This window comes from Roseococcus microcysteis, from assembly GCF_014764365.1.
Taxonomy (GTDB): domain Bacteria; phylum Pseudomonadota; class Alphaproteobacteria; order Acetobacterales; family Acetobacteraceae; genus Roseococcus; species Roseococcus microcysteis.
The window spans coordinates 1,403,060-1,429,654 of record NZ_CP061718.1 but is presented as its reverse complement, the minus strand read 5'-3'; the positions used below and the strand labels follow the sequence as shown (position 1 = coordinate 1,429,654).

25 protein-coding genes and 3 tRNA genes are annotated in these 26,595 nt (G+C 68.2%); 22 read left to right on the top strand and 6 right to left on the bottom strand.

The features are described 5' to 3' along the window. Positions 1 to 62: 62 nt before the first annotated feature. Positions 63 to 1,274 (bottom strand): ABC transporter substrate-binding protein, encoded by a 1,212-nt coding sequence (locus ICW72_RS06780; RefSeq protein WP_191085504.1) that lies wholly within the window; start codon positions 1,272 to 1,274, stop codon positions 63 to 65. A 42-nt stretch (positions 1,275 to 1,316) separates the two neighbouring features. Next, on the bottom strand, positions 1,317 to 2,114 hold the full coding sequence (locus ICW72_RS06775) for an alpha/beta hydrolase (protein ID WP_191085503.1): 798 nt from the start codon (positions 2,112 to 2,114) through the stop codon (positions 1,317 to 1,319). A 47-nt stretch (positions 2,115 to 2,161) separates the two neighbouring features. On the opposite strand from ICW72_RS06775, the gene ICW72_RS06770 reads away from it, so the two are divergent. Next, positions 2,162 to 2,746, top strand: a complete 585-nt coding sequence (locus tag ICW72_RS06770; protein WP_191085502.1) for a nucleoside 2-deoxyribosyltransferase — start codon at positions 2,162 to 2,164, stop codon at positions 2,744 to 2,746. 75 nt (positions 2,747 to 2,821) lie between these two features. Here the strand turns inward: ICW72_RS06770 and ICW72_RS06765 are convergent, their stop codons facing one another. From ICW72_RS06765 to ICW72_RS06755, 3 genes are all read right to left on the bottom strand, one after another. Next, positions 2,822 to 3,514: an endonuclease/exonuclease/phosphatase family protein gene (locus tag ICW72_RS06765; protein WP_191085501.1), complete on the bottom strand. Its 693-nt coding sequence runs from the start codon at positions 3,512 to 3,514 to the stop codon at positions 2,822 to 2,824. Positions 3,515 to 3,519: 5 nt separating this feature from the next. Continuing rightward, positions 3,520 to 4,116: a DUF2238 domain-containing protein gene (locus tag ICW72_RS06760; protein ID WP_191085500.1), complete on the bottom strand. Its 597-nt coding sequence runs from the start codon at positions 4,114 to 4,116 to the stop codon at positions 3,520 to 3,522. Between the two features lie 155 nt (positions 4,117 to 4,271). Then, a complete protein-coding gene (locus ICW72_RS06755) occupies positions 4,272 to 5,060 on the bottom strand; it encodes an enoyl-CoA hydratase-related protein (RefSeq protein WP_191085499.1) in 789 nt (262 codons plus the stop codon). Positions 5,061 to 5,155: 95 nt separating this feature from the next. Between ICW72_RS06755 and ICW72_RS06750 the strand changes: the two genes are divergently transcribed. Beyond that, complete coding sequence (locus ICW72_RS06750; protein WP_408639221.1) at positions 5,156 to 7,546, top strand: 1-deoxy-D-xylulose-5-phosphate synthase N-terminal domain-containing protein; 2,391 nt, start codon at positions 5,156 to 5,158, stop codon at positions 7,544 to 7,546. Here ICW72_RS06750 and ICW72_RS06745 read toward each other — a convergent pair. Further along, the gene (locus ICW72_RS06745; RefSeq protein WP_191085498.1) at positions 7,540 to 8,082 is read right to left on the bottom strand and encodes a DUF1643 domain-containing protein; all 543 of its coding nucleotides are present in this window, start codon (positions 8,080 to 8,082) and stop codon (positions 7,540 to 7,542) included. The genes ICW72_RS06750 and ICW72_RS06745 overlap by 7 nt on opposite strands. Before the next feature lie 67 nt (positions 8,083 to 8,149). On the opposite strand from ICW72_RS06745, the gene ICW72_RS06740 reads away from it, so the two are divergent. From ICW72_RS06740 to nuoL, 20 genes are all read left to right on the top strand, one after another. Further along, positions 8,150 to 8,234, top strand: a tRNA-Leu gene (locus tag ICW72_RS06740). Positions 8,235 to 8,270: 36 nt separating this feature from the next. Further along, positions 8,271 to 9,593: a trigger factor gene (gene tig, locus ICW72_RS06735; RefSeq protein WP_191085497.1), complete on the top strand. Its 1,323-nt coding sequence runs from the start codon at positions 8,271 to 8,273 to the stop codon at positions 9,591 to 9,593. 146 nt (positions 9,594 to 9,739) lie between these two features. Next, on the top strand, positions 9,740 to 10,378 hold the full coding sequence (gene clpP, locus ICW72_RS06730; RefSeq protein ID WP_191085496.1) for an ATP-dependent Clp endopeptidase proteolytic subunit ClpP: 639 nt from the start codon (positions 9,740 to 9,742) through the stop codon (positions 10,376 to 10,378). Positions 10,379 to 10,547: 169 nt separating this feature from the next. Next, positions 10,548 to 11,804: an ATP-dependent Clp protease ATP-binding subunit ClpX gene (gene clpX / locus ICW72_RS06725; RefSeq protein ID WP_184385942.1), complete on the top strand. Its 1,257-nt coding sequence runs from the start codon at positions 10,548 to 10,550 to the stop codon at positions 11,802 to 11,804. Between the two features lie 160 nt (positions 11,805 to 11,964). Continuing rightward, on the top strand, positions 11,965 to 14,361 hold the full coding sequence (lon, locus tag ICW72_RS06720) for an endopeptidase La (protein ID WP_191085495.1): 2,397 nt from the start codon (positions 11,965 to 11,967) through the stop codon (positions 14,359 to 14,361). 220 nt (positions 14,362 to 14,581) lie between these two features. Next, a complete protein-coding gene (locus ICW72_RS06715; RefSeq protein ID WP_184385946.1) occupies positions 14,582 to 14,854 on the top strand; it encodes an HU family DNA-binding protein in 273 nt (90 codons plus the stop codon). A gap of 42 nt (positions 14,855 to 14,896) precedes the next feature. Further along, positions 14,897 to 14,971, top strand: a tRNA-Val gene (locus ICW72_RS06710). A gap of 71 nt (positions 14,972 to 15,042) precedes the next feature. Beyond that, a tRNA-Asp gene (locus ICW72_RS06705) sits at positions 15,043 to 15,119 on the top strand. A 250-nt stretch (positions 15,120 to 15,369) separates the two neighbouring features. Beyond that, positions 15,370 to 15,738 carry an NADH-quinone oxidoreductase subunit A gene (locus ICW72_RS06700; RefSeq protein ID WP_191085494.1) on the top strand — a complete coding sequence of 123 codons (369 nt, stop codon included), beginning with the start codon at positions 15,370 to 15,372 and terminating at the stop codon, positions 15,736 to 15,738. Positions 15,739 to 15,743: 5 nt separating this feature from the next. Further along, the gene (locus ICW72_RS06695; protein WP_191085493.1) at positions 15,744 to 16,289 is read left to right on the top strand and encodes a NuoB/complex I 20 kDa subunit family protein; all 546 of its coding nucleotides are present in this window, start codon (positions 15,744 to 15,746) and stop codon (positions 16,287 to 16,289) included. After that, positions 16,282 to 16,929 carry an NADH-quinone oxidoreductase subunit C gene (locus tag ICW72_RS06690; RefSeq protein ID WP_191085492.1) on the top strand — a complete coding sequence of 216 codons (648 nt, stop codon included), beginning with the start codon at positions 16,282 to 16,284 and terminating at the stop codon, positions 16,927 to 16,929. Before ICW72_RS06695 ends, ICW72_RS06690 begins: the two co-directional genes overlap by 8 nt. Continuing rightward, the gene (locus tag ICW72_RS06685) at positions 16,926 to 18,137 is read left to right on the top strand and encodes an NADH-quinone oxidoreductase subunit D (protein WP_191085491.1); all 1,212 of its coding nucleotides are present in this window, start codon (positions 16,926 to 16,928) and stop codon (positions 18,135 to 18,137) included. The genes ICW72_RS06690 and ICW72_RS06685 overlap by 4 nt, the downstream gene beginning before the upstream one ends. Next, positions 18,134 to 18,796, top strand: a complete 663-nt coding sequence (locus tag ICW72_RS06680; protein ID WP_191085490.1) for a complex I 24 kDa subunit family protein — start codon at positions 18,134 to 18,136, stop codon at positions 18,794 to 18,796. Before ICW72_RS06685 ends, ICW72_RS06680 begins: the two co-directional genes overlap by 4 nt. Before the next feature lie 3 nt (positions 18,797 to 18,799). Further along, complete coding sequence (nuoF, locus tag ICW72_RS06675) at positions 18,800 to 20,095, top strand: NADH-quinone oxidoreductase subunit NuoF (protein WP_191085489.1); 1,296 nt, start codon at positions 18,800 to 18,802, stop codon at positions 20,093 to 20,095. Positions 20,096 to 20,100: 5 nt separating this feature from the next. Continuing rightward, complete coding sequence (nuoG, locus tag ICW72_RS06670) at positions 20,101 to 22,113, top strand: NADH-quinone oxidoreductase subunit NuoG (RefSeq protein ID WP_191085488.1); 2,013 nt, start codon at positions 20,101 to 20,103, stop codon at positions 22,111 to 22,113. A gap of 4 nt (positions 22,114 to 22,117) precedes the next feature. Continuing rightward, entirely contained in the window at positions 22,118 to 23,128 is a 1,011-nt protein-coding gene (gene nuoH / locus ICW72_RS06665) for an NADH-quinone oxidoreductase subunit NuoH (protein ID WP_191085487.1), read from the top strand. Then, positions 23,125 to 23,613, top strand: a complete 489-nt coding sequence (gene nuoI, locus ICW72_RS06660) for an NADH-quinone oxidoreductase subunit NuoI (RefSeq protein ID WP_191085486.1) — start codon at positions 23,125 to 23,127, stop codon at positions 23,611 to 23,613. The genes nuoH and nuoI overlap by 4 nt, the downstream gene beginning before the upstream one ends. Positions 23,614 to 23,686: 73 nt before the next feature. Then, entirely contained in the window at positions 23,687 to 24,367 is a 681-nt protein-coding gene (locus tag ICW72_RS06655) for an NADH-quinone oxidoreductase subunit J (protein ID WP_191085485.1), read from the top strand. Further along, complete coding sequence (gene nuoK / locus ICW72_RS06650; RefSeq protein WP_184385973.1) at positions 24,367 to 24,678, top strand: NADH-quinone oxidoreductase subunit NuoK; 312 nt, start codon at positions 24,367 to 24,369, stop codon at positions 24,676 to 24,678. The genes ICW72_RS06655 and nuoK overlap by 1 nt, the downstream gene beginning before the upstream one ends. A gap of 4 nt (positions 24,679 to 24,682) precedes the next feature. Continuing rightward, entirely contained in the window at positions 24,683 to 26,593 is a 1,911-nt protein-coding gene (gene nuoL / locus ICW72_RS06645; protein ID WP_191085484.1) for an NADH-quinone oxidoreductase subunit L, read from the top strand. Positions 26,594 to 26,595 lie beyond the last annotated feature (2 nt).

Below are 26,595 nucleotides of genomic sequence, written 5' to 3'. Positions count from 1 at the left end.
TCATCACAAGATAAAGTACCAAGCCGGGGCCCCCGCGAAATTGCGAAGCGATTTCGTGGGGATCAAATTCGCTGCGGCATCCGGCACTGCGCCGCCCAGGGGTCCACATTGGCCTCCAGCACGCGGCGCACCGTCTGGGTCTGGAACTTGCCATCGGGCCGGCGCACCACCTGGCACAGCCAGAAATCCTGCACCGGATACTGGTTGGCGCCGAAGCGGAAGCTGCCGCGCACCGAGGTGAAGTCCGCCGCCGCGATGGCCGCGCGCAGCGCGTTCTTGTCGGTGAGGTTGCCGCCCACCTTCCGCACCGCGCTGTCCAGCAGCATGGCCGTGTCATAGCTCTGCGCCGCATAGGTGGCGGGGACGTAGTTGAAGGCCGCCTCGAAGTCCCGCACGAAGCGGGTGTTCTGGGCGTTGTCCATGTTGGGCGCCCAGTTGGCGCCGCTGTAGAAGCCCAGCGCCGCCTCGCCCTGCGCGGGCAGGGTGGCCTCGTCCACCGTGAAGGTGGACAGGAAGGGGATGTTGGCGAGGCCGGCCTGGCGGTACTGCCGCACCAGGTTCACCCCCAGCCCACCCGGCATGAAGGTGAAGATGGCGTCCGGCCGGAGCGAGGCGATGCGCGCGAGCTCGGCCGAGAAGTCGAGCTGCGTCAGCGGCACATAGACCTCATCCACCACCTCGCCCTGGAAGCGCGACTTGAAGCCCGCCATGGCATCGCGCCCGGCCTGGTAGTTGGGCGTCATCAGGAAGACGCGGCGATAGCCGAGATCCTGCGCCGCCTGGCCCATCACGGAATGGACCTGGTCGTTGTTGTAGCTGGTGTTGAAGAAGAAGGGGCTGCAACCGCGCCCGGCGAAGGTGGAGGGGCCGGCATTGGAGGAGATCAGGAAGGTCCCGCTCTCGGTCACCGGCCGCATGATGGCCTGCAGGATGTTCGAGAAGACGACGCCCACCACGAAATCCACCCGGTCACGCTCCAGCGCGGCGCGGACCTTGGTGACGGCGACGTCGGGGCGGAGTTCGTCGTCAATGACGATGGTCTCGACCGCGCGGCCGCCGAGCTGGTTGTTCAGGTGGCGCAGCCCCATGGTCCAGCCGTCGCGCAGCTGGGTGCCGAGCGCCGCCTGCGGCCCGGTCTGCACCGCAACCACGCCCACCTTGATGGGGGCGGCCTGCGCGTGCAGGGCAGGGGCGGCAAGCATGCCCGCGCCCGAGGCCAGCAGCAGGCCGCGGCGGGTCGCGCCCGTCTTGTGGCCGGAATCCTGGAACGCCATCACCGCTCTCCCGTTTCGCGTCATCGAAGGTTGTTTTTCGCCTCAGGCCTCGGTTAGCCCGGCGCCCGCATGCCATGCAAGCCGTGCGGCGCGCTGGGTCAAGGGGTGGGCCGGGTCTTCCAGCGGGGCCAGCACGGTGAAGTGGTTGAGCCCGGGCAGGGCTTCGTGGCTGCCGCCCCAGAAGGCGGCGAATTCGCGGGTCTGGCGCAGGAATTCATCGCTTTCAGCGCCACCCACCACCGCGTGCAGCGGGCGGCCCGGCGCGGGCAGCAGGGCAGGGGAGAGGCCGCGCGCCGTCGCTTCGTCGAGACCCAGCTTGTCGTTGATGGAGGTGCCGAGCAGCGGCTCCAGCCAGAACAGGCCGGAGATGGGCAGGGCCGCCGCGACCACTTCCGCCGGCAGCCGCGCCAGCAGCATGGCGGCCAGGTGCCCGCCCGCCGAATGCCCCATGGCCAATGCGGGCCGCTCCATGCGCGCGTGCAGGGCCCGCGCCGCCGCCTCGGCCTGCGCCACGATGCGGGCCAGCGGCACCTCCGGGCAGAGGTCATAGGAGGGGATGGCCACCGCCACCCCCTGCGCCAGCAGCCCTGCCGCCACATGGCTGACGGCCCGCCCGTCCAGCGCCTGCCAGTAGCCGCCATGGAAGAACAACGCGACCGGTGGCCGCGCCACGCCGGGCGGCAGGAACAGGTCCATCACCTCCCGCGCGCCAGGCCCATAGGCCAGGGTCTCCGGCGGGTGGGCCAGGCGGAAGGCCTCCGCCGCCTGGATCCAGCGGGCGATGATCGCCCCGCTCTCCGGCACGCGGGCACGGTTGTTGTATTCGGTTTCGAAACCCATGGCGCGAATGATAGGGGCAGGCGAGAGACGGAGGCAAAGAGGGCGCCATGCGCATCTACCTGGCCGGGCCGGAGGTGTTCCTGCCGGAGGCGCTGGCCATCGGCGCGGCGAAGAAGGCGCTCTGCGCGCGGCATGGGTGGGAGGGCGTCTTTCCCATGGACCCGCCCGCCCTTTCTCCCTCGGGCGAACAGGATTGGCGCCGCATCCATGCCGCCAATGAACTCCTGCTGCGCGGGTGCGACGCGCTGGTGGCCAACCTCACTCCCTTTCGCGGCGTGGGCGCCGACCCGGGAACGGTGTTCGAGCTGGGCTTCATGCGGGCCCTGGGCCGGCCCGTGCATGGCTACACCCATGACCCGCGACCCCACCGCGCCCGGGTGCCCGAGGCCCGGCTGGTTCAGGGTATCTGGGAGGACGCGCAGGGAATGCGCGTGGAGGATCACGGGCTGGCCGAAAACCTCATGCTGGAGGGCGCCATCCGCGCCGGCGGCGGCGTGATGCTGCGGGCGGCGGTGGCGTTGCCCTGGACCGATCTCTCGCTGTTCGAGCGCTGCCTGGAGGCGCTGGCGCTGCCGTCCGTGGCCGGGTTCGAAGGCGTCCCCGGTCTTCCGGGCGGGCCAGCCCCGGCCTAGGTGCCTGACTGCGCGCCCACCTGCGGAAGCGCGGACATGGTCCTTCCTGAGTGAAGTCCGGGCCGGGTGGCACCGTCACGCCCCGGGCAGCGCGATGCGTGCCACCAGCGGCAGGTGGTCCGATGCGCGGCGCGCCAGGGGTGTGTCATGCACCGCCACCCCCGTCACCACGCCCGCGGGGTGACCCAGGATCCGGTCGAGCGACAGGCGCGGCAGCAGGGCCGGAAAGCTCGGCGCGGCGGGCGGCACGCCGAAGGCCCCGGCCAGCACGGCCAGCGCCGCGCCCTCCACCCGCCTCTCGTTCAGATCGCCCATGATCAACACCGGCAGGCGCGGCGGCTCCAGCGCCGCCGCCAGCAGCCGCCCTGCCTGCTCGCGGCGCCGCGCCGCCCCGAGGCTGAGATGGGTGCCGATAACCCGGAACGGTCCGGCGCCGAGGTCGAGTTCCGCCAGGATCGCACCGCGCGGCTGCGCGCCGCCGAGCCGCAGCCCGACCGGCCCGCGCCGCAGCCGCGCGCCACGCCGCGCCAGCAGCAGATTGCCCCGGTATCCCTGCTGGCCCGGCACCACCCGAAGGACAAGCAGGTCGAGCCTGGTTGCCAGCGCCGCCTCGTCCAGCATGGGCATGTCGGGGCGCAGCCAGGACTGCGCTTCCTGCAGCGCGATTACGTCAGGGCGGATTTCGGCCAGCACGTCGAGGATGCGCCCCGGCCGCGGCCAGCCGGCCACGCCACGGGCCCCATGGATGTTCCAGGTGGCGACCCGCATCGGGCTCAATGCGCCAGCGCCCGGTCGGCCCGCTGCGCCCGGTGCAGTCGCAGCGGCCCGACCCATGCGGCGCCCAGCGCGGCGCCGGCGGTGGTGAGCAGGATATCCGTCGCGGTGTCCCAGGGACCGCCGATCAGGCCGGTGGCCCATTCGAACACCTCCCATCCCACCGCGAGCGCCAAGCCGAAGCCGAGGCCGAGCCAGGCCCGGCGACGCCATCCGCGATCCTTGCCCTCCGCTTCCAGCAGCGCGGCGAAGACGGCGCCGGCCAGCACCCCGTTCAGGAGATGCACGATTTCATCATAGGGGTTGGCCCCGTGGAACCAGCCCAGCCCATAGCCCGGGCAGCTCAGCAGCGTGGCCAGGACCGGCGCGGCGTCCAGCACGCGGGGCAGGCGACGCACCCGCCGCGGCAGCATCGCCATCCTTTCGCGCGGCGGCAGGATGAGGCCGAGGCAGCCGACCAGGGCGGCCAGGGTGCCAAGGGCGGCGCCAGTCCGGTCCATGAACCAGAAGAGTGCCGCGCAGCCCAGCAACGCGCCCAGGCACATCCAGGCGACGGGCGAGTGCCGGCGCCAATCCTCTCTCGTCAGCAAGGCCATGCCGGCACTCCGCGGTTCGGAGAGGGCAACGCGCGAGGCGCGGCTTGGTCGCGGGGCCAGGCCGCCATGCGCCCGCGTATCGTCCCGCTACGGGAGGGCTTCCGGGCGGCTCGCGATGACCCAGGACGCGTTGGAAGTGGTGGGCCTGGGACGCCTTACGCCCAGCGCGGCTTCCGCTTCTCCCGGAAGGCGGCGAGCCCCTCGCGTCCCTCGTCCGAGGCGCGCTGCGTCCAGCTTTCATAGGCCAGCTGGTCCATGGTCCGCGCGTCCAGCAGCCAGCCATTGGCGCCCAGCATGCTGCGCTTGGTCATGGCGATGGCCGTGGGCGAGGAGAGCAGCATGGCGGAGATGATCTCCTCCAGCCGCGCCTCGATGGCGTCTGGGGCATGCACCTCATGCACCAGGCCGATCCGCATGGCCTCCTCCGGCCCGAAGCGCTCACCGGTGATGGCGTAGCGGCGGGTGTGGCGCACGCCCATGGCATGGACCATGTGGGTGGAGATGGGGGTGGGGGCCACGCCCACCCGCACCTCGCTGATGCCGAAGCTCGCTTCCGTGGTGGCCAGCGCCACATCCACGCAGCAGGCGATGCCGGTGCCGCCGCCGAAGCAGGCGCCATGGATCACGGCGAAGGTGGGCTTGGGGAATTCGTTCAGCACCTGCATGGCGCGGGTGGTCAGCATGGAGGCGGCGTGGGCGGCCTCGGGGGTGGCGCCCGCGGCCTCGTTCAGCCAGTTGATGTCGGCACCCGCCTGGAAATGCCGCCCGGCGCCGCGGATGACCAGGCCCCGCACCGAGGCGTCATGTGCCATGGCCTCCATGCCGGAGATCAGCGCCTCCAGCATCTCGCCATTATAGGCGTTGTTCAGCTTGGGCCGGTTGAGGGTGGCGGTGACGATGCCGCGGGCGTCGCGTTGCGTCAGCAGGACGGGTTCGGTGTTCATGCGGCGAAGCTTCCGCCCGCCGGCCGGCCCCGGCAAGGGGGCGCTTGGAGATGGGCGGCCACGGCCTTAGCCTGCCATGAAGCGGAGGGTTTTCCATGACGGTCCAGGGCATCAGCACAAGGTCGGAGACGCCGGACGAGGCGCGGCGCCTCGCCATGCTCCATGCGGTGGAGCGCAAGCTGCTCTGGCTCTCCGCCTGGATGATCCATCACGCCAACCATGTCCGCCCCAACCGGGACGGGCTGAAGGTGGGCGGGCACCAGGCCTCCTGCGCCTCGGTCATCTCCATCATGACCGCCCTCTATTTCGACATCCTGAAGCCGGCCGACCGGGTGGCGGTGAAGCCGCATGCGGGGCCGGTCTTCCACTCGATGAACCTGCTGCTGGGGCGGCAGAGCGCGGAGAAGCTGGCCACCTTGCGCCAGTTCGGCGGCATCCAGCCCTATCCCTCGCGCATGAAGGATGGGGGTGAGGTGGATTTCTCCACCGGCAGCGTGGGGCTGGGGGTGGCGCTGACCAGCTTCGGCTCGCTCGTGCAGGATTATGTGCGGCTGAAGAAGCTGGCGCCCGAGAACCTGCCCGCCGGCCGCCACGTCGCCATCGTGGGCGATGCGGAGCTGGATGAGGGCAATATCTACGAGGCCCTGCTGGAGGGCTGGAAGCACGACATCCGCAATGTCTGGTGGGTGGTGGACTACAACCGGCAAAGCCTGGACAGCGTGGTGCAGGACCGCCTCTTCGGCCGGATCGAGGGGCTGTTCCGGGACATGGGGTGGAATGTCGTCACCCTCAAATACGGGCGGCGCCTGACGGCCGCCTTCGCCCGGCCCGGCGGCGAGGCGCTGCGCCACTGGATCGATGACTGCCCCAACTCGCTCTACGCCGCGCTCACCTTCCAGGGCGGGGCCGCCTGGCGCGCGGCCTTGATGGCGGAACTCGGCCGGGAGGAGGGGGTGCGGGCCATCATAGACCCGCTCTCCGATGACGAGCTGGCGGCGCTGATGACCAATCTCGGCGGCCATGACATCGAGACGTTGATGGAGGCCTTCCGCGCCCAGGACGCGGCCGGCGACCAGCCCACCTGCTTCATCGCCTACACCATCAAGGGCATGGGCCTGCCCTTCGCCGGCCACAAGGACAACCATGCCGGGCTGATGACCAAGGAGCAGATGGAGGGCTTCCGGGCCGAAATGGGCATCCGCCCCGGCCATGAGTGGGACGCCTTCGAGGGGCTGGAATTTTCCTCGGCCGACATGCGCGCTTTCGTGAACAGCGTGCCCTTCGCGCGGAAGCTGACGCCGGAGGGCAGGCGCCTGGCCTCGCCCACCATCCATGTGCCCGCCCGCCTGCCGGTTCCGCGCGTGCCGGCGGGCCGGAAACTCTCCACTCAGGCGGCCTTCGGCGAGATCCTGGCGGGCATCGGGCGCGGGGAGGGGGAGTTCAAGGACCTGGCCTCCCGCATCGTCACCACCAGCCCGGATGTGACGGTCAGCACCAATCTCGGCCCCTGGGTGAACCGGCGCGGCATCTTCGACCGGCATCTGAAGAACGACGTGTTCCGGGACGCCAAGCTCGCCTCCGCCCAGCGCTGGGGCATGTCGCCCGAGGGGCAGCATGTGGAACTCGGCATCGCCGAGCAGAATCTTTTTCTTGTCCTGGCGGCGCTCGGGCTCGCCGACCGGCTCTATGGCGCGCGGCTGCTGCCCATCGGCACGGTCTATGATCCCTTCGTGAACCGCGGCCTCGATGCGCTGATCTATGGTTGCTACATGGATGCGCGCTTCCTGCTGGTGTCCACGCCCTCCGGCCTGACGCTGGCGCCTGAGGGCGGCCAGCACCAGAGCGTGAACACCCCCCTGATCGGCATGGCGCAGGACAGGCTGGCCGCCTATGAGCCCGCCTTCGCCGACGAGCTCGCCATCCTGATGCGCCACGCCTTCGCGCATATGCAGGCGGAGAACGGCTCCAGCGTCTGGCTGCGCCTCTCCACCCGCGGGCTGGAACAGCCCGAGCGGACGCTGGACCCCGCGGCGGTCATCGCCGGCGGCTATTGGGTCACGCCGCCCGCGCCGGGGGCGCGCATCGCCATCGCCTATCAGGGCCCGCTGGCGCCCGAGGCCATGGCCGCCTTCGCGACCCTGCGCGAGGAGGAGCCCGGCGCCGGGCTTCTGGCCGTGACCAGCCCCGACCGGCTGCACCAGGGCTGGCTGGAGGCGCGCAAGCGCGCGCGGCAGGGGCCGGGGGGCGCGCCCTCGCATATCGAGACGCTGCTGGCGCCGCTGGCGCGGGATGCGGGGATCGTGACGCTGCTGGACGGGCACCCGGCCGCGCTGGACTGGATGGGCGCGGTGCGCGGGCAGCGGGTGGCGGCCCTTGGCGTGGACCGCTTCGGGCAGGCCGGGGACATCCCGGCGCTCTATGCCGAGTATGGGCTGGACGAGGCGGCGATCCTGGATGCCTGCGCCGAGGTGCTGGTCGGTCAGTAGGGGACCAGCGGCGCGTCCTTGCGCTGATACAAAGGGTGCTTCGGGCTGCCATCGGCATTTCGCCCGAAGCACATCAGCCGCACCCCGGCCCCCGCCAGCATCGCGGCCAGCGCCGGCCCCCGCCCGGCCAGCGCCCTGGGCGGTTGCCCCCAGGCGGCCACCACCAGCGGCGCCCCCTGGCTGAGGCGCAGGATGGTGGCGTCATTCTCTGGCCCCACCGGGTCCTCCACCTCCAGCAGTCGCAGCTTGTCCGTGGCGCGATAGGCGAAGGCGTTCAGCATGATCAGCCCCGGCAGCCCCCAGAGGTGCCGCGCCCGCCACATGACGCCCGCCACCGTGGGGTCATCGGCCGTCTCGTCGGCCACCGAGGGGTTCATCCCGATGACCACGCCAGGCCCCGGGCTGCCAAGCGGCGCCCCGTCCCAGCGCCGCTCCAGCCACCACCGCCAGCGCCGGCAGGCGGAGAACCCGGCCGCCGAAACCACATCCGCCGCCAGCCTGCGGCGCACCTTTCCGCCCGGGTCGTGCAAATCCATCCCCCCAGTATTGGCGGGAAGCGGCCTTTCGGCTACACGCCCCCCTTCCTACCGGCAGCGCGGCTCCGCGGGCGTGGTGGAATTGGCAGACACGCTGGATTTAGGTTCCAGTGGCGCAAGCCGTGGGGGTTCAAGTCCCTCCGCCCGCACCACTGAGCCACCGGCAATCACTGGAACGGATTGCGCTGATGCAGGTGACCGAGGTCGCGAACGAAGGGCTCAAGCGGGCCTATACCGTGGTGGTGCCCGCCGCCGCCATCGCCGCGGAGAAGGACAAGCGCCTCGCGGAACTCGCCAAGGACATGAAGATTCCCGGGTTCCGCCCGGGCAAGGTGCCCCAGAAGATCGTCCAGGCCCGCTATGGCCAGGCCGTGATGGGGGAGGTGCTGGAAGCCTCGGTGCAGGATGCCACGGGCAAGGTGGTGGAGGAGCGCGGCCTGCGCCCCGCCGTCCAGCCCAAGATCGAGCTGGTGAAGTTCGATGACGGCGCGGATCTGGAATTCCGCCTCGATGTCGAGGTGATGCCCGAGATCCCCATGCCGGACTTCGCCTCCATCACCCTCACGCGCCTCAAGGCCGAGGTGGGCGAGGAGCAGATCGCGAAGACGCTGGAGACCATCCAGTCCCGCAACGCCACCCTCGAGGACGCCGAGCCCCGCGCCGCCCAGAAGGGCGACGTGCTGGTCTGCGACTTCGTGGGCCGCATGGACGGCACCGAGTTCGAGGGCGGCGCCGCCCAGGACATGCCGATCGAGGTCGCGGGCCAGGGCTTCATCCCCGGCTTCACCGAGCAGCTGGAAGGCATGGCCCCCGGCGAGGAACGCGTCATCAAGGTGAGCTTCCCCGCCACCTATGGCGCCGCCAACCTGGCCGGCAAGGATGCCGAGTTCACCATCACGGCCAAGGCGCTCAAGACCAGCGCCAAGCCCGCGCTGGACGATGAGTTCGCGAAGAAGCTCGGCCTCGAGGACCTGGCCAAGCTGCGCGAGGCCATCACCGAGAGCCTGCAGCGCGAATATGACGGGCTGAGCCGCCTCGCCATCAAGCGCCGCCTGCTGGATGCGCTCGCCGAGCGCGCCAGCTTCACCGTGCCGGAAGCCATGGTGGAGGGCGAGTTCGCCGAGATCTGGCAGCGCGTGGAGGCCGACATGAAGGCCGGGCGCCTGGATGGCGAGGATGCCGGCAAGGACGAGGACACGCTGAAGGCCGACTACCGCGCCATCGCCGAGCGCCGCATCCGCCTGGGCCTGCTGCTGTCCGAGATCGGCCGCACCAACAACATCCAGGTGGGCCGCGAGGAGCTGTCCAAGGCGATGATGGCCGAGGTGCAGCGCTACCCGGGCCAGGAAAAGCAGGTCATCGAGTATTTCCAGAAGAATCCCCAGGCGATGGAGCAGCTTCGCAGCCCGCTCTTCGAGGAGAAGGTGGTGGACTTCATGCTGGAACTCGCCCAGGTGACCGAGGAGAAGGTGACGCCCGAGGCCCTGGCCGAGGCGTCGCAGAAGGCCTGACCCGCGGGCGCGGGCGTGGCGGGGGCTTCCCCCGCCGGGCAGGATGCCCACATGCTGTCACGAACTTGGGGCGAGGGGCGGATTCGCCCCCGCCCCGGACCCCTGCGCCCATTCCGGGGCGGGGCGTCATGATGGGAAGCCGAGCCATGGACCGCGATCCGGTCGAAATCTACAACAATTCCCTCGTGCCCATGGTGGTGGAGCAGTCCTCCCGGGGCGAGCGGGCCTATGACATCTATTCGCGCCTGTTGAAGGAGCGGATCATCTTCCTGACCGGCGCCGTCTACGATCAGGTGTCCAGCCTGATCTGCGCGCAGCTGCTGTTCCTGGAGAGCGAGAACCCGAACAAGGACATTTCGTTCTACATCAACAGCCCCGGCGGCGTGGTCAGCGCCGGCCTCGCGATCTATGACACCATGCAGTACATCCGCAGCCCGGTCAGCACCGTGTGCATCGGCATGGCGGCCTCCATGGGCTCGCTGCTGCTGACGGCCGGCGCCAAGGGCAAGCGCTTCGCGCTGCCGAATGCGCGGGTCATGGTGCACCAGCCCTCCGGCGGCGCGCAGGGCCAAGCGACGGACATTGAAATTCAGGCGCGCGAGATCCTGGAACTCCGCAAGCGCCTGAACCAAATCTATGTCCGCCACACCGGCCAGCCGGTCGAGGCCATCGAGGCCAAGCTCGAGCGCGACAGCTACATGTCGGCCGAGGAGGCGATGAACTGGGGCCTGATCGACCAGGTGGTGACCGAGCGTCCCACCCCGGCCGAAGCCCCCAAGGCCTGATGCCCTGCCGCAGCCGTAACGAATTGGCTGCATTGACCGGGCATTAGGTGTTTATGTGGTGCCCTGGCGGCCGCGCCAGGGCAGCGCTTCCCCCGGGAGGACCGGGGGTCTATTCTTTGCCGACGCGCCATCCAGCCCGCCGGGGCCGGACAGGGAGCGAGGAGTGGGCATGAGCAAATCGGGCGACAGCAAGAACACCCTTTACTGCTCCTTCTGCGGGAAGTCGCAGCATGAGGTCCGCAAGCTGATTGCGGGACCGACGGTGTTCATCTGCGATGAATGCGTCGAACTCTGCATGGACATCATCCGTGAGGAGCACAAGACGCACCTCGTGAAGACGCGCGATGGGGTGCCCACGCCGAAGGAGATCTGCAAGGTCCTCGATGACTATGTCATCGGGCAGGACCATGCGAAGAAGGTCCTCTCGGTCGCGGTGCACAACCATTACAAGCGGCTGGCGGCGGGCGCCAAGAACAACGACGTCGAGATCGCGAAGTCCAACATCATGCTGCTGGGCCCCACGGGCTCGGGCAAGACGCTGCTGGCGCAGACGCTCGCGCGTATTCTCGACGTGCCCTTCACCATGGCGGACGCGACCACGCTGACCGAGGCCGGCTATGTGGGCGAGGATGTGGAGAACATCATCCTCAAGCTGCTCCAGGCCGCGGACTACAATGTGGAACGGGCCCAGCGGGGCATCGTCTACATTGATGAGGTGGACAAGATCAGCCGCAAGTCGGACAACCCCTCCATCACCCGCGACGTGAGCGGGGAGGGCGTCCAGCAGGCGCTGCTCAAGATCATGGAGGGCACGGTCGCCTCCGTGCCGCCGCAGGGCGGCCGGAAGCACCCCCAGCAGGAATTCCTGCAGGTGGACACGACCAACATCCTCTTCATCTGCGGCGGCGCCTTCGCCGGCATCGAGCGCATCATCGGCGCGCGCGGCAAGGGCTCGGGCATCGGCTTCGGCGCCGAGGTCCGCTCGCCCGAGGACCGTCGCACCGGGGCCGTGCTGAAGGAAGTCGAGCCCGAGGATCTGCTGAAGTTCGGCCTGATCCCGGAATTCATCGGCCGCCTGCCCGTGGTCGCCACGCTGGAGGACCTCGATGAGCGCGCGCTGATCGAAATCCTGACGCGGCCGAAGAACGCCCTGCTGAAGCAGTACCAGCGCCTGTTCGAGATGGAGGGCGCCAAGCTCACCTTCACCGAGGACGCGCTGAAGTCGGTGGCCCAGCGGGCCATCCAGCGCAAGACCGGCGCGCGCGGCCTGCGTTCGATCATGGAGAGCATCCTGCTCTCGACCATGTTCGAACTGCCGGGCCTGACCGACGTCGAGGAGGTGGTGGTGAACCGGGAGGTGGCCGAGAGCCGCGCCCAGCCTCTCTTCATCTATGGCGAGAAGGCCGCGGAACAGAGTTCCGCCTGATGGCTGTGCGGCGGCCCCCCTGCCCCCCGGGCGGGGCCGCCTGTCATCCCGCCGACTTGTTTGCCCAGGGTTCCAACCCACATCCAGTGCTTTCCCGTGGTGCCGGCGGGCGTGCCTGTCCAGGGCGCCTGACCCACCGACTGTCCCCCGTGAGGTCCAAATGACGGAAGTTCCCCCAGGCGAGCTGCACCCGGTCCTGCCGCTGCGCGACATCGTCGTCTTCCCCCATATGATCGTGCCGCTCTTCGTGGGCCGCGAGAAATCCGTCCGCGCGCTGGAAGCGGTGATGCGGGAGGACAAGCAGATCCTCCTCGTCGCGCAAAAGAACGCGCAGCAGGATGATCCGGGGGCGGAAGACCTGTTCCAGCTCGGTACGGTTTCCACGGTGCTGCAGCTGCTCAAGCTGCCCGACGGCACGGTGAAGGTGCTGGTGGAGGGGCTGAAGCGCGCCCGCATCCACAGCTTCAAGGAGAATGAGAGCCACTTCGAGGCCTATGTCCAGGCCGTGGAGGAACCGGCCTCGGAGAAGCGCGAGGTCGAGGCGCTGATGCGCTCGGTCATCTCGCAGTTCGAGGGCTACATCAAGCTCAACAAGAAGATCGCGCCCGAGGTGCTGGTCTCGGTCAACCAGATCGACGACCCGGGCAAGCTCGCGGACACGGTGGCGAGCCACCTTTCCATCAAGATCGCCGAGAAGCAGGAGCTGCTGGAGATCGCCTCCGTGGCCCAGCGGCTGGAACGCGTCTTCGCCCATATGGAGGGCGAGATGAGCGTGCTGCAGGTGGAGAAGCGCATCCGCAACCGCGTGAAGCGGCAGATGGAGAAGACGCAGCGCGAATACTACCTGAACGAGCAGCTCAAGGCGATCCAGAAGGAGCTGGGCGAGGGCGAGGAGGGCCGCGACGAGATCGCGGAACTCGAGGCCAAGATCAAGGCCACCAAGCTCAGCAAGGAGGCCTCGGACAAGGCGCTGGCGGAGCTGAAGAAGCTGCGCTCGATGTCGCCCATGTCCGCCGAGGCCACGGTGGTGCGGAACTACCTCGACTGGATTCTCTCCATCCCCTGGAAGAAGCGCAGCCGCGTCCGCAACGACATCACCGCGGCCGAGAAGGTGCTCGACGCCGACCACTACGGTCTCGAGAAGGTGAAGGAACGGATCATCGAGTATCTCGCGGTCCAGTCGCGCTCGAAGAAGATCCGTGGGCCGATCCTGTGCCTGGTGGGGCCACCCGGCGTGGGCAAGACCTCGCTGGGCAAGTCCATCGCCAAGGCGACGGGGCGCGCCTTCGTCCGCATGTCGCTGGGCGGCGTGCGCGACGAGGCCGAGGTGCGCGGCCACCGGCGCACCTATATCGGCTCCATGCCCGGGAAGGTGATCCAGGGCATGAAGAAGGCCAAGACTTCCAACCCGCTCTTCCTGCTGGACGAGATCGACAAGCTGGGCGCCGATTGGCGCGGCGATCCGTCGAGCGCGCTGCTGGAGGTGCTGGACCCCGAGCAGAACTCGACCTTCGCGGACCACTATCTGGAGGTGGATTACGACCTCTCGGACGTGATGTTCGTCACCACCGCCAATTCGCTCCGCATGCCCCAGCCCCTGCTGGACCGCATGGAGATCATCCGCATCCCCGGCTACACCGAGGAGGAGAAGCTCGAAATCTGCAAGCGGCACCTGATGAAGAAGGTGACCGAGGCGAACGGGCTGAAGCCGGGCGAGTGGTCTGTCACCGACGATGCCCTGCGGGACCTGGTGCGCTACTACACGCGCGAGGCCGGCGTGCGCAGCCTGGAGCGCGAGGTGGGCGGCCTGGCCCGCAAGGCGGTGAAGGAGATCGTGAGCGGCAAGGCCAAGAAGGTCGCCATCACCCGCAAGAACCTCGAGAAATACGCCGGCGTGAAGAAGTTCCGCTATGGCGAGACCGAGAGCGAGGACATGGTGGGCGTCGTCACCGGCCTCGCCTGGACCGAGGTGGGCGGCGACATCCTCTCCATCGAGAGCGTGGTCGTGCCCGGCAAGGGCAACATCAAGCCCACCGGGCAGCTCGGTGACGTGATGAAGGAGAGCGTGAGTGCGGCGCTCTCCTATGTCCGTTCGCGCTCGGTGCAGTTCGGCCTGAAGCCCACGCTGTTCGAGAAGCGCGACATCCACGTCCACGTCCCCGAAGGTGCGACGCCCAAGGACGGGCCGAGTGCGGGCGTGGCCATGGCCACCTCCATCATCTCGGTGCTGACCGGCATCCCGGTGCGGCGCGACGTGGCCATGACGGGCGAGATCACGCTGCGCGGGCGGGTGCTGCCCATCGGTGGCCTGAAGGAGAAGCTGCTGGCGGCCCTGCGTTCGGGCATCACCACGGTCTTCATCCCGAAGGACAATGAGAAGGATCTGGTGGACATTCCGGAATCCGTCCGGAAGGCGCTGACCATCATCCCCGTCAGCCATGCCGACCAGGTCATCGGCAAGGCGCTCATCCGGGCGCCCGAGGCCATCACCTGGGTGGAGCCGGAGGAGGCGCCTGTGACGCCGCCCGCGGCCGAGAGCGGCGTCCGCCCGCATTAACACCAGGACAGGGAGGGGGCGCTCCCCCTCCCGATCCGCGTCAGGGCTGGCCGCGATGCCGCGGCGCAGCGGGGTTTCCCCCAGAAAACCGCGGCAATCCGCCAGGAATCCGGTCACGCCGTGATTGACGTGGCGGAAAACCGCCCCCTACTGTCCGCTTCGGTTCGCGGACGGGGAATCGGTCCCGTCGCCGACAGTTTCACGGAAAGGGGATCATCCCATGAACAAGCAGGACCTGGTGGCCGTTGTCGCGGACTCGGGTGAACTCTCCAAGGCCAAGGCCGGCGACGTGCTGGACGCGGTGTTCGAGGCCATCACGAAGGCGCTGAAGAAGAAGCAGGAGGTCCGTCTGGTGGGCTTCGGCACCTTCAGCACCAGCAAGCGCAAGGCCGGCAAGGGCCGCAACCCGCGCACGGGCGAGGAGATCAAGATCCCCGCCTCCACCACCGTCCGCTTCAAGGCCGGCAAGGGCCTCAAGGACGCGGTCAACTGATTGGCGCGCCCCGGGCTGGCCCCGGGGCGCCACTTCGCGGGCGGGCGCTTAGCTCAGAGGTAGAGCGCCTGCTTTACACGCAGGATGTCGGCGGTTCGACCCCGTCAGCGCCCACCACGAAACCATCTGAAAATGCCGGCCCCTTGGTTGACAGGTGTCGGTTCGGGGCCTAAACGCCCCAGCACTGCGCGGGTGTAGCTCAGTCGGTTAGAGCGCCGGCCTGTCACGCCGGAGGTCGCGGGTTCGAGCCCCGTCACTCGCGCCAGTTCACCGCATATGCGGATCGCCCATTAGGGCTTCCTTTCCCTTCAAAGCCTGATCATTTCGACCGCTGAGGCACGCCCAGGGGGGCGCCGTGAACTGGTCCTTGCATCCCGGTCATCCGCGTGCGGGCCTATGGCGGAAATGGGCGCGCCTCTGTATGGTGCGCCGCGTCACGCCCCCGGGAACGGGGGTGGGACCAAGCGCGGCTCACGCGTCTCTTGAGGCAAAGTTTACAAAGGCAAGGCCGGACAATGACCCAGCCCCTGCTCGCGCAGTATTTCCCGATCCTGGTCTTCCTGGGAATCGCGGGTGGCATCGCGCTCGCCATGGTGGGCGGCAGCATGCTGCTGGCCCGGCAGAAGCCCGATGCCGAGAAGCTGTCGGCCTATGAGTGCGGCTTCGCCCCCTTCGACGACACGCGCCGGCGCTTCGATGTGCGATTCTACCTGGTCGCCATCCTCTTCATCATCTTCGACCTGGAGGTGGCCTTCCTCTTCCCCTGGGCGGTGACGCTGGGGCAGATCGGCTGGCTGGGCTTCTTCTCCATGATGGGCTTCCTCTTCGTGCTGACGGTCGGCTTCATCTACGAATGGCGCAAGGGTGCGCTGGACTGGGAGTGAGCGCCATGAACGAGATCAGCTGGAACAAGGGCGCGACACCCCCCGGGGCCGAGCAGGACGCCGTGATCCGCGCCGTCACCGGCGAGATCGAGGAGAAGGGCTTCGTCGTCGCCAACCTCGACAAGGTGGTGAACTGGGCCCGCACGGGCAGCCTCTGGCCGATGACCTTCGGCCTGGCCTGCTGCGCCGTGCCGATGATCCACGCCTACATGGCGCGCTATGACCTCGACCGCTTCGGCATCATCCCCCGCGGCTCGCCGCGGCAGTCCGACGTGATGATCGTGGCCGGCACGCTGACCAACAAGATGGCCCCCGCGCTGCGCAAGGTCTACGACCAGATGAGCGAGCCGCGCTGGGTCATCTCCATGGGCAGCTGCGCCAATGGCGGCGGCTATTACCACTACTCCTACAGCGTGGTGCGCGGCTGCGACCGCATCGTGCCGGTGGATATCTACGTGCCCGGCTGCCCGCCGACCTCGGAGGCGCTGGTCTACGGCATCCTCCAGCTCCAGAAGAAGATCCGCAGGACGGGGACCATCCTCCGTGGTTGACGCGCTCGAAGAGGCCATCCGCGCCGCCCTCGCCGACCGGGTGCCCGTCACCTATGGCCGTGCCCGCTTCGGGCATGAGCTGGTGCTGCATGTGGAGCGCGAGGCGCTGCTGCCGCTGCTGATCGTGCTGCGCGACACGCCCGAGCTCGACTTCGCGCAATGCATGGACATCTGCGGCGTGGACTGGCCGGAGCGGCCGGAGCGCTTCGACGTGGTCTACAACCTGCTGAGCCTCACGCGGAATGCGCGCGTCACCGTCATCACCACGACGGACGAGACGCTGCCCGTGCCCAGCGTATCCCTGCTCTGGCCGAGCGCCACCTGGTTCGAGCGCGAGTGCTGGGACATGTATGGCGTGGTCTTCGCCGGCCTCGACGATCTGCGCCGCCTGCTGACCGACTACGGCTTCGAGGGCCACCCGCTGCGCAAGGACTTCCCGCTGACCGGCCGTGTCGAGGTCCGCTACGACGCCGAGGCCGGGCGCGTGATCCAGGAACCCGTGAAGCTGACGCAGGATTTCCGCAGCTTCGACTTCCTCAGCCCCTGGGAGGCGATGACCACGCTTCCGGGCGACGAGAAGGTGCATCTGAACCGCGTCCCCGGCCTGGCCGTGGACGGGACGAAGGGCGACCAGAAGTGAGCGTCACCACGAACAACGCGGCGACCACCACCGTCGAGGTGGACAGCCACACCATCAATTTCGGGCCCCAGCACCCGGCCGCGCATGGCGTGCTGCGCCTCATCCTCGAGATGAAGGGCGAGGTGGTGGAGCGCGCCGACCCGCATATCGGCCTGCTGCACCGCGGCACCGAGAAGCTGATCGAGCACAAGACCTACCTCCAGGCGCTGCCCTATTTCGACCGGCTGGACTACGTCAGCCCCATGGCGATGGAGCATGCCTTCGCCCTGGCCACCGAGCGCCTGCTGGGCATCGATGCCGATGTGCCGGAGCGCGCGCGCTACATCCGCGTGCTGTTCAGCGAGATCACGCGCATTCTGAACCACCTGCTGAACGTCACGACCTATGCGCTGGATTGCGGCGCCATCACGCCCTCGCTCTGGGGGTTCGAGCAGCGCGAACACCTGCTCGAAATGTATGAGATGACCTCCGGCAGCCATTACCACGCCAACTACTTCCGGCCTGGTGGTGTGGCGAAGGACATCCCGGCCGAGCTGCCCGAGAAGATCCACAACTGGGCGCGCGCCTTCCCCGCCTTCCTGGACGATCTTGAAGGCCTGCTGACCGAGAACCGCATCTTCAAGCAGCGCACCGTGGACATCGGCGTGATGTCGGCCGAGGCCGCCATGGCCTGGGGCTTCTCCGGCCCCTGCCTGCGTGCGAGCGGCGTGGCCTGGGATCTGCGCAAGTCGCAGCCCTATGAGCTCTATGACCGCATGGAGTTCGACGTGCCGGTCGGCCGCCATGGCGATTGCTATGACCGCTACCTGGTGCGGATGCAGGAGATGCGGCAGTCGCTGCGGATCATCGACCAGTGCCTGGCGCAGATGAAGCCTGGCCCCATCAAGATCGCTGACAACAAGATCGTGCCGCCCACGCGCGGCGAGATGAAGCGCTCGATGGAGGCGCTCATCCATCACTTCAAGCTCTACACCGAAGGCTACCACGTGCCGCAGGGTTCGACCTATTCCGTGATCGAGGCGCCGAAGGGCGAATTCGGCGTCTATCTCGTGGCGGACGGCACCAACCGCCCCTACCGCTGCAAGATCCGGGCGCCCGGCTACGCCCACCTCCAGGCGATCGAGGCGCTGAGCAAGGGCCACATGCTGGCCGATGCGGTGGCCATCATCGGCAGTCTCGACATCGTCTTCGGGGAGATCGACCGATGAGCGCCCAAGGTCCCGGTGGCGGCTTCCACGCCACCCATGCGGTGGGCAAGGCCGAAGCGGCGCAGCCCACGGAATTCGCCTTCGACGCGGCCAGCGAGGCCGAGATCGAGAAGATCATCGCGCGCTACCCGGCCGGCAAGCAGGCCAGCGCCGTGATCCCGCTGCTCTACATCGTGCAGCGCCAGATGGGTCGCGTCACCGGCAGCGCCTGGGTGCCGCGGGTGGCCATGGATGTGATCGCGCAGCGCCTCTCCATGCCGCCGATGCGCGTCTATGAGGTCGCGACCTTCTACCTGATGTTCAACACCAAGCCGATCGGCCGCTATCACCTGCAGGTCTGCGGCACCACGCCCTGCATGCTGCGCGGCAGCGATGACGTGCTGGCGGCCTGCAAGAGCGCGGGTGGGCTGAAGGGCTATGGCGACACCAGCGCGGACGGGCTCTTCACGCTCACAGAGGTCGAGTGCCTCGGCGCCTGCGTGAACGCGCCCATCCTGCAGGTGGATGACGACTACTACGAGGACCTGGACTACGACAGCACGGTGCGGCTGATCGAGGCGCTGAAGCGCGGCGAACGCCCGCCGCATGGCAGCGCCATCGGCCGGCAGACGAGCGCGCCCGAAGGCGGCCCCATGGTTCTCACCGGTTCGGAGGATTGAGCCATGGCGCTCTCGGACAAGGACCGCATCTTCACCAACCTCTACGGCACGCAGCCCTGGAACCTCTCGGCCGCGCGCATGCGGGGCGATTGGGACGGCACGCGCGAGTATCTCGCGAAGGGCCGCGACTGGCTGATCGAGGAGGTCAAGAATTCCGGCCTGCGCGGCCGGGGTGGCGCGGGCTTCCCCACCGGCATGAAGTGGTCCTTCATGCCGAAGAAGAGCGATGGCCGCCCCTCCTACCTGGTGGTCAATGCCGATGAGTCCGAGCCCGGCACCTGCAAGGACCGCGACATCATCCGCCACGATCCGCACAAGCTGATCGAGGGCTGCCTGATCGCGGGCTTCGCCATGGGCGCGACGGCGGGCTACATCTACATCCGCGGCGAATACTACAATGAGAGCGTGGTGCTCGAAGCCGCCATCGCCGAGGCCTATGAGGCCGGGCTGGTCGGCAAGAACGCCTGCGGCTCGGGCTATGATTTCGACCTCTACGTTCATCGCGGCGCCGGCGCCTATATCTGCGGCGAAGAGACGGCGCTGATCGAGAGCCTGGAGGGCAAGAAAGGCATGCCGCGCCTGAAGCCGCCCTTCCCGGCGGCGGTGGGGCTCTATGGCCTGCCGACCACGGTGAACAATGTCGAGACCATCGCGGTGGTGCCGACGATCCTGCGGCGGGGGCCCGGCTGGTTCTCCTCCTTCGGGCGGGAGCGCAACGCGGGCACCAAGGTGTTCTGCATCTCCGGCCATGTGAACAAGCCCTGCAATGTGGAAGCCGAGATGAGCATCCCGCTGCGGGAACTCATTGACCGCTACGCCGGCGGCGTGCGCGGCGGCTGGGACAATCTGCTGGCGGTGATCCCGGGCGGTTCGTCCGTGCCGCTGCTGCCCAAGCACATCTGCGACGACGTGCTGATGGATTTCGACGCGCTGCGCGAGCACAAGTCGGGCCTCGGCACCGCGGGCGTGATCGTGATGGACAAGTCCACCGACGTGGTCCGCGCCATCGCCCGCCTCGCCCATTTCTACAAGCATGAGAGCTGCGGCCAGTGCACGCCCTGCCGCGAGGGCACGGGCTGGATGAAGCGCGTGATGGACCGGATGGTGCGCGGCGACGCGCAGATCGAGGAGATCGACATCCTCGAACAGGTCACGCGCCAAGTCGAAGGCCACACCATCTGCGCGCTGGGCGATGCCGCGGCCTGGCCCATCCAGGGCCTGATCCGGCACTTCCGGCCCGAGATGGAGCGGCGCATCCGCGAGCGGCACGCCACATCAACCCCCCTGGCGGCGGAGTAAGCGCGATGGCCAAGGTCACCGTGGACGGCATCGAGGTCGAGGTCCCGAACGGCGCCTCCGTGCTCCAGGCCTGCGAGGCCGCGGGCAAGGAAGTGCCGCGCTTCTGCTATCATGAGCGGCTGTCGGTCGCCGGCAATTGCCGCATGTGCCTCGTCGAGGTCGAGAAGGCGCCCAAGCCCGTCGCCTCCTGCGCCTATCCGGTCATGGACGGCATGAAGGTCTTCACCGACACGCCCGTGGTCCGCAACGCGCGGCGCGGCGTGATGGAATTCCTGCTGATCAACCACCCGCTGGACTGCCCCATCTGCGACCAGGGCGGCGAGTGCGACTTGCAGGACCAGGCCATGGCCTATGGCCGCGACCTCTCTCGCTATGACGAGGGCAAGCGGGCGGTGAAGGACAAGTATGTCGGGCCGCTCATCAAGACGGTGATGAACCGCTGCATCCACTGCACGCGCTGCGTCCGCTTCGCCGCCGAGGTGGCGGGCGTGCCAGAGATGGGTGCCACGGGCCGCGGCGAGAGCATGGAGATCGGCACCTATGTCGAGAAGGCGCTGTCCAGCGAACTCTCCGGCAATTTGATCGACATTTGCCCCGTGGGCGCGCTGACCAGCCGGCCCTACGCCTTCGTCTCCCGCCCCTGGGAACTCCGCAAGACCGAGAGCGTGGACGTGCTGGACGCCGTCGGCGCCGCCATCCGCGTGGATGTGCGCGGCGGCGAGGTGCTGCGGATCATGCCGCGCGTGCATGACGACGTGAACGAGGAATGGCTGGGCGATCGCGGCCGCTTCTCCTTCGACGGGCTGAAGCGAAACCGCCTGGACCGCCCCTGGGTGCGGCGCGACGGCAAGCTGCAGCCGGCGAGCTGGGCCGAGGCGCTCGGCGCCATCGCGCGCGCGCTGCCGGGCAAGCGCCTGGGCGCCATCGCCGGCGACACCATGGATGCCGAATCCATGTTCGCGCTGAAGGGGCTGATGACCGCCCTTGGCAGCCAGAACCTGGATTGCCGCCAGGATGGCGCGAAGCTCGACGCCTCGCGGCCCGATTATTACCTGTTCAACACGGGCATCGCCGGCATCGAGCAGGCGGATGCCATCGTCATCATCGGCAGCAACCCGCGCGTCGAGGCGCCGGTGCTGAACGCGCGCATCCGCAAGCGCTGGATGACGGGCGCGCTGCGCGTGGGCGTGGTGGGGCCGGTCACGGACCTGACCTATCCCAGCCAAGCGCTGGCGATGGGCGAGGCGGGTGCCTTCCTCGACGGCGCCAAGAACCCCATGGTCATCCTCGGCCGTGGCGCGCTGGCGCGCGAGGATGGCGCGGCGGTGCTGGCCGCCGCCTGGGACCTGGCTAAGCAGGCGGGCGGGCTGCGCGAGGATTGGCACGGCTTCAATGTCCTGCACCAGTTCGGCGGACAGGTGGCGGCGCTCGACCTCGGCTTCCTGCCGGGTGAGGGCGGTCTCGACATGGCGGGCATGCTGGCAGGTGGCGTGGACGCGCTGTGGCTGCTGGGCGCCGATGGATTCGACGTGTCGCGCATCGCGCCGGGCACCTTCGTCATCTACCAGGGCCATCATGGTGAGGCCGCGGCCGCGCGCGCCGACGTGATCCTGCCCGGTGCGACCTACACCGAGAAGGACGGCACCTACGTCAACACCGAGGGGCGCGTGCAGCGGGGCCGCATGGCCGTGACGCCGCCCGGCGAGGCGCGGGAGGATTGGAAGATCATCCGCGCCGCCTCGCAGATGCTGGGTGTGACGCTGCCCTATGATTCGCTGGAGGCGCTGCGGGCCGAAATGGCCGCGGCGCACCCCGTCTTCGCGCGGCTGGACCAGGGCCCGCTGCCCGGCTGCACCGATGATGCGGGGCCCGTGGCGACGGGCGCGCTCGGCATGGCGCCCTTCCAGCTTCCCATTCAGAACTACTGGCAGGTGGACCCCATCACGCGCGCGAGCCCGACCATGGCCGAGTGCGCGGCGACCTACCTGCAGCCCAAGCCGCTTCTGGCGGCGGAGTGAGGCGATGACGGAGTTTCTCAACACGCCGCTGGGTGTGCTCGCGCTGACGGTGGCGCAGGCGCTGGCCCTGCTGGTGCCGGTGCTGATCGGCGTGGCCTACCTGACCTGGGCCGAGCGCAAGGTACTGGCCGCGATGCAGATGCGCCGCGGGCCGAATGTGGTGGGGCCCTTCGGCCTTCTCCAGCCCTTCGCCGACGCCATCAAGATGCTCATGAAGGAGACGATCATCCCGTCGGGCGCCTCGCGGCTGCTCTTCCTGGCGGCGCCGATCCTGACCTTCGTGCTGGCCATGATCGCCTGGGCCGTGATCCCGGTGGCGGATGGCTGGGCCATCGCCGACATCAATGTGGGCATCCTGTACCTCTTCGCCATCAGTTCGCTCGGGGTCTATGGCGTCATCATCGCGGGCTGGGCGTCCAATTCGAAATACGCCTTCCTGGGCGCGCTGCGCTCGGCCGCGCAGATGGTGAGCTACGAGGTCTCGATCGGCTTCGTGATCGTGACCGTGCTGCTCTGCGTGGGTTCGCTGAATCTCACGGAAATCGTCCGCGCGCAGGCGACGGTGTGGTTCGTCATTCCTCTGTTCCCGATGTTCGTCATCTTCTTCATCAGCGCGCTGGCCGAGACCAACCGCGCGCCCTTCGACCTTCCGGAGGGCGAGAGCGAGCTGGTGGCGGGCTTCTTCGTCGAATACAGCTCGATGTCGTTCGCGCTGTTCTTCCTCGGCGAATACGCGAACATGATCCTGATGAGCGCGTTGGCCACCATCCTCTTCCTGGGGGGCTGGCTGCCGCCGCTGGACATCGCGCCCTTCAACTGGGTGCCTGGTCCCATCTGGTTCGCGCTGAAGGTGGCGGCCTGCCTCTTCGTCTTCATCTGGGCGCGCGCCACCTTCCCGCGCTACCGCTATGACCAGCTGATGCGGCTGGGCTGGAAGGTCTTCCTGCCGTTCAGCCTGCTCTGGCTGGTGCTGACGGCCGCGGTTCTCAAGCTGACGGGGTGGCTGCCGGCATGACCACATTGGATCGTTTCGCGCGCTCCTTCCTGCTCACGGAGATCGTGGGCGGCATGGCGCTGACGCTGCGCTACTTCTTCAGCCGCAAGGCGACGCTGAACTACCCCTATGAGAAGACGCCGCTCTCGCCGCGCTTCAAGGGGGAGCACGCGCTGCGCCGCTACCCCAATGGCGAGGAACGCTGCATCGCCTGCAAGCTGTGCGAGGCGGTGTGCCCCGCACTCGCCATCACCATCGAGGCCGAACCGCGCGAGGATGGCAGCCGCCGCACCACGCGCTACGACATCGACATGACCAAGTGCATCTATTGCGGCATGTGCGAAGAGGCCTGCCCGGTGGATGCCATCGTCGAGGGGCCGAACATGGAGTTCGCGACCGAGACGCGCGAAGAACTGATGTATGACAAGGAGCGCCTGCTGGCCAATGGCGATCGCTGGGAAAGCGAACTCGCCAAGCGGCTGGAACTGGAAGCTCCCTACAGGTGATGCAAGACGGCCGCGCCGAAGCGGCCCTGGGAAGGTTTGTTGAGATGGCCAGCTTCACGGAAGGACGGGTGCGATGATCGCAGGGCTCGCCTTCTATTTCTTCGCCTTCATCCTGATCGCGGCGGCGGTGATGGTCGTCACCGCGCGCAACCCCGTGCACTCCGTCATCTGGCTGATCGCGGCCTTCTTCAACGCGGCCGCGCTCTTCCTGATCGCGGGGGCCGAGTTCCTCGCGATGATCCTGGTCATCGTCTATGTGGGCGCGGTCGCGGTGCTGTTCCTGTTCGTGGTGATGATGCTGGACGTGGACTTCGCCCAGCTCCGCGAAGGGGTGCAGCGCTACGCGCCGATTGGCGCGGTGGTGGGCGGTATCCTCTTCCTGGAACTGCTGCTGGTGCTGTCGGTGTGGCGCTTCGCGCCCGATGCCGCGGCGCTGCGCATGGCGCCGATGCCGGAAGGCATCACGAATACCGAGGCCATCGGGCGCATCCTCTATACGGACCATATCTACCTCTTCCAGATCTCGGGGCTGATCCTGCTGGTGGCGATGATCGGCGCCATCGTGCTGACCCTGCGCGACCGGCCGGGCACCAAGCGCCAGGATGTGGCCGCGCAGATCGCGCGGAGCAGCGCGGTGGCCATGGCCCAGCCGGCGCTGGGCGAGGGCATCCGGCGCGAGGACATCCTGCGCCCCCTGCCGCCGCCGGCGAAGGAAGCGCCCAAGCCCATCACGCATGAGGGGGGGCACCACTGATGCTCGACATCGGCCTCACCCACTACCTGGTCGTCAGCGCGATCCTCTTCGTGCTGGGCGTCTTCGGCATCTTCATGAACCGCAAGAACGTCATCGTGATCCTGATGAGCGTGGAGCTCATCCTGCTCTCGGTGAACCTGAACCTGGTGGCCTTCTCGGCGCAGCTCGGCGACCTGACGGGCCAGGTCTTCGCCATGTTCATCCTGACCGTGGCGGCGGCCGAGGCGGCCATCGGGCTCGCCATCGTCGTCATCTACTTCCGCAACCGCGGCAGCATCGAGGTCGAGGACATCTCGACCCTGAAGGGCTAGAACGATGTTCGTTGGGGCGGTCTTCTTCCCGCTGCTGGGCGCCTGCGTCAGCGGTTTCCTGGGGCGCTGGCTCGGCGACCGGGTGGCCATGTGGTCCACGGTCTTCTTCATGGCGCTCGCGGCCATCTGCGGCCTGCTGGCCTTCTGGCAGGTGGCGCTGGGCGGCCAGCCGCAGACGGTGGTGCTCTTCACCTGGATGCAGGTGGGCGAGCTTTCCTTCTCCTGGTCGCTGCGCTACGACACGCTGGCCGCGGTCATGGTCGGCATGGTCACGCTGATCTCGACGCTGATCCACCTCTACTCGATCGGCTACATGTCGCATGACGCGACGCCGGCGCGCTTCTTCGCCTATCTCAGCCTGTTCACCTTCATGATGTTGATGCTGGTGACGGCGGACAACCTGGTGCAGCTCTTCTTCGGCTGGGAGGGCGTGGGCCTCGCGAGCTACCTGCTCATCGGCTACTGGTATGAGAAGGACAGCGCCAACGCCGCCGCGATGAAGGCCTTCATCGTGAACCGTGTGGGCGATGTCTTCTTCATGCTGGGCATGGCGCTGACCTTCTTCACCTTCGGCAGCCTGGAATTCAACGCCATCTTCGGCGCCGTCCAGGACCATGTGAACGACACCTTCCTGGGCCTGCCCTCGCTGGAACTGATCGGCGTGCTGCTGTTCCTGGGCGCCTGCGGCAAGTCGGCGCAGCTTGGTTTGCACACCTGGCTGCCGGACGCGATGGAGGGGCCGACACCTGTCTCCGCGCTGATCCATGCGGCCACGATGGTGACGGCCGGCGTCTTCCTGATCTGCCGCATGTCGCCGGTGATGGAATTCGCGCCGGTGGCGCTGGCCATCGTGACGGTGGTGGGCGCCTCCACCGCGCTCTTCGCGGCCACCATCGGCTGCGTGCAGAACGACATCAAGCGCATCATCGCCTACTCCACCTGCTCGCAGCTCGGCTACATGTTCTTCGCGGCGGGTGTGGGCCTCTACCAGGCGGCGATGTTCCACCTCTTCACCCACGCCTTCTTCAAGGCGCTGTTGTTCCTGGGTGCCGGCAGCGTGATCCACGCGATGTCGGATGAGCAGGACATCCGCAAGATGGGCGGCATCTGGAAGAAGATCCCCGTCACCTATGCGGTGATGTGGATCGGCTCGCTGGCCCTGGCCGGCATTCCCTTCTTCGCGGGCTACTACTCCAAGGACGCCATCCTGGAGGGCGCGGTCGCGGCCGGCACCGGCGTGGGCATGTATGCCTTCGTCTGCGGCGCGGTGGCGGCCTTCCTGACGGCCTTCTACTCCTGGCGCCTCCTGATCCTGACCTTCCACGGCAAGCCCCGCGCCGACCACCACACCATGGAGCACGTCCACGAAAGCCCGCTGGTGATGCTGGTGCCGCTGCTGCTGCTCGCGGTCGGCGCCATCACCACGGGCTTCGTCTTCGCGCCCTACTTCATCGGTGACAGCGCGACCGCCTTCTGGAACGGCGCCATCTACAACCTGCCGGCCAAGCACATGATGGAGGCGCTGCATCACGCGCCGCATTGGGTGCCGACGCTGGCCAAGACGGTGGCCATCAGCGGCATCCTGCTCGCCATCCTGATCTATGGCTTCCTGCCGCACATCCCCGGCCGGGTCGCGGCGGCGGCCCCCGGGCCGTACCGCTTCCTGCTGAACAAGTGGTATTTCGACGAGCTGTATGACCGCATCTTCGTCCAGCCGGCACGGCGCCTCGCGGTGCAGCTCTGGCAGGTGGGCGATGCGCGCATCATTGACGGCATGCCCAATGGCGCGGCCGCGCTGGCCGTGGGGGCCGCGCGCGGCACGGTGCGGCTGCAGACGGGCAAGGTGGCAAGCTACGCCTTCGCCATGATCATCGGCCTTGTGGTCTTCGTGACCCTCTTCCTGACGGGGCGCTGAGC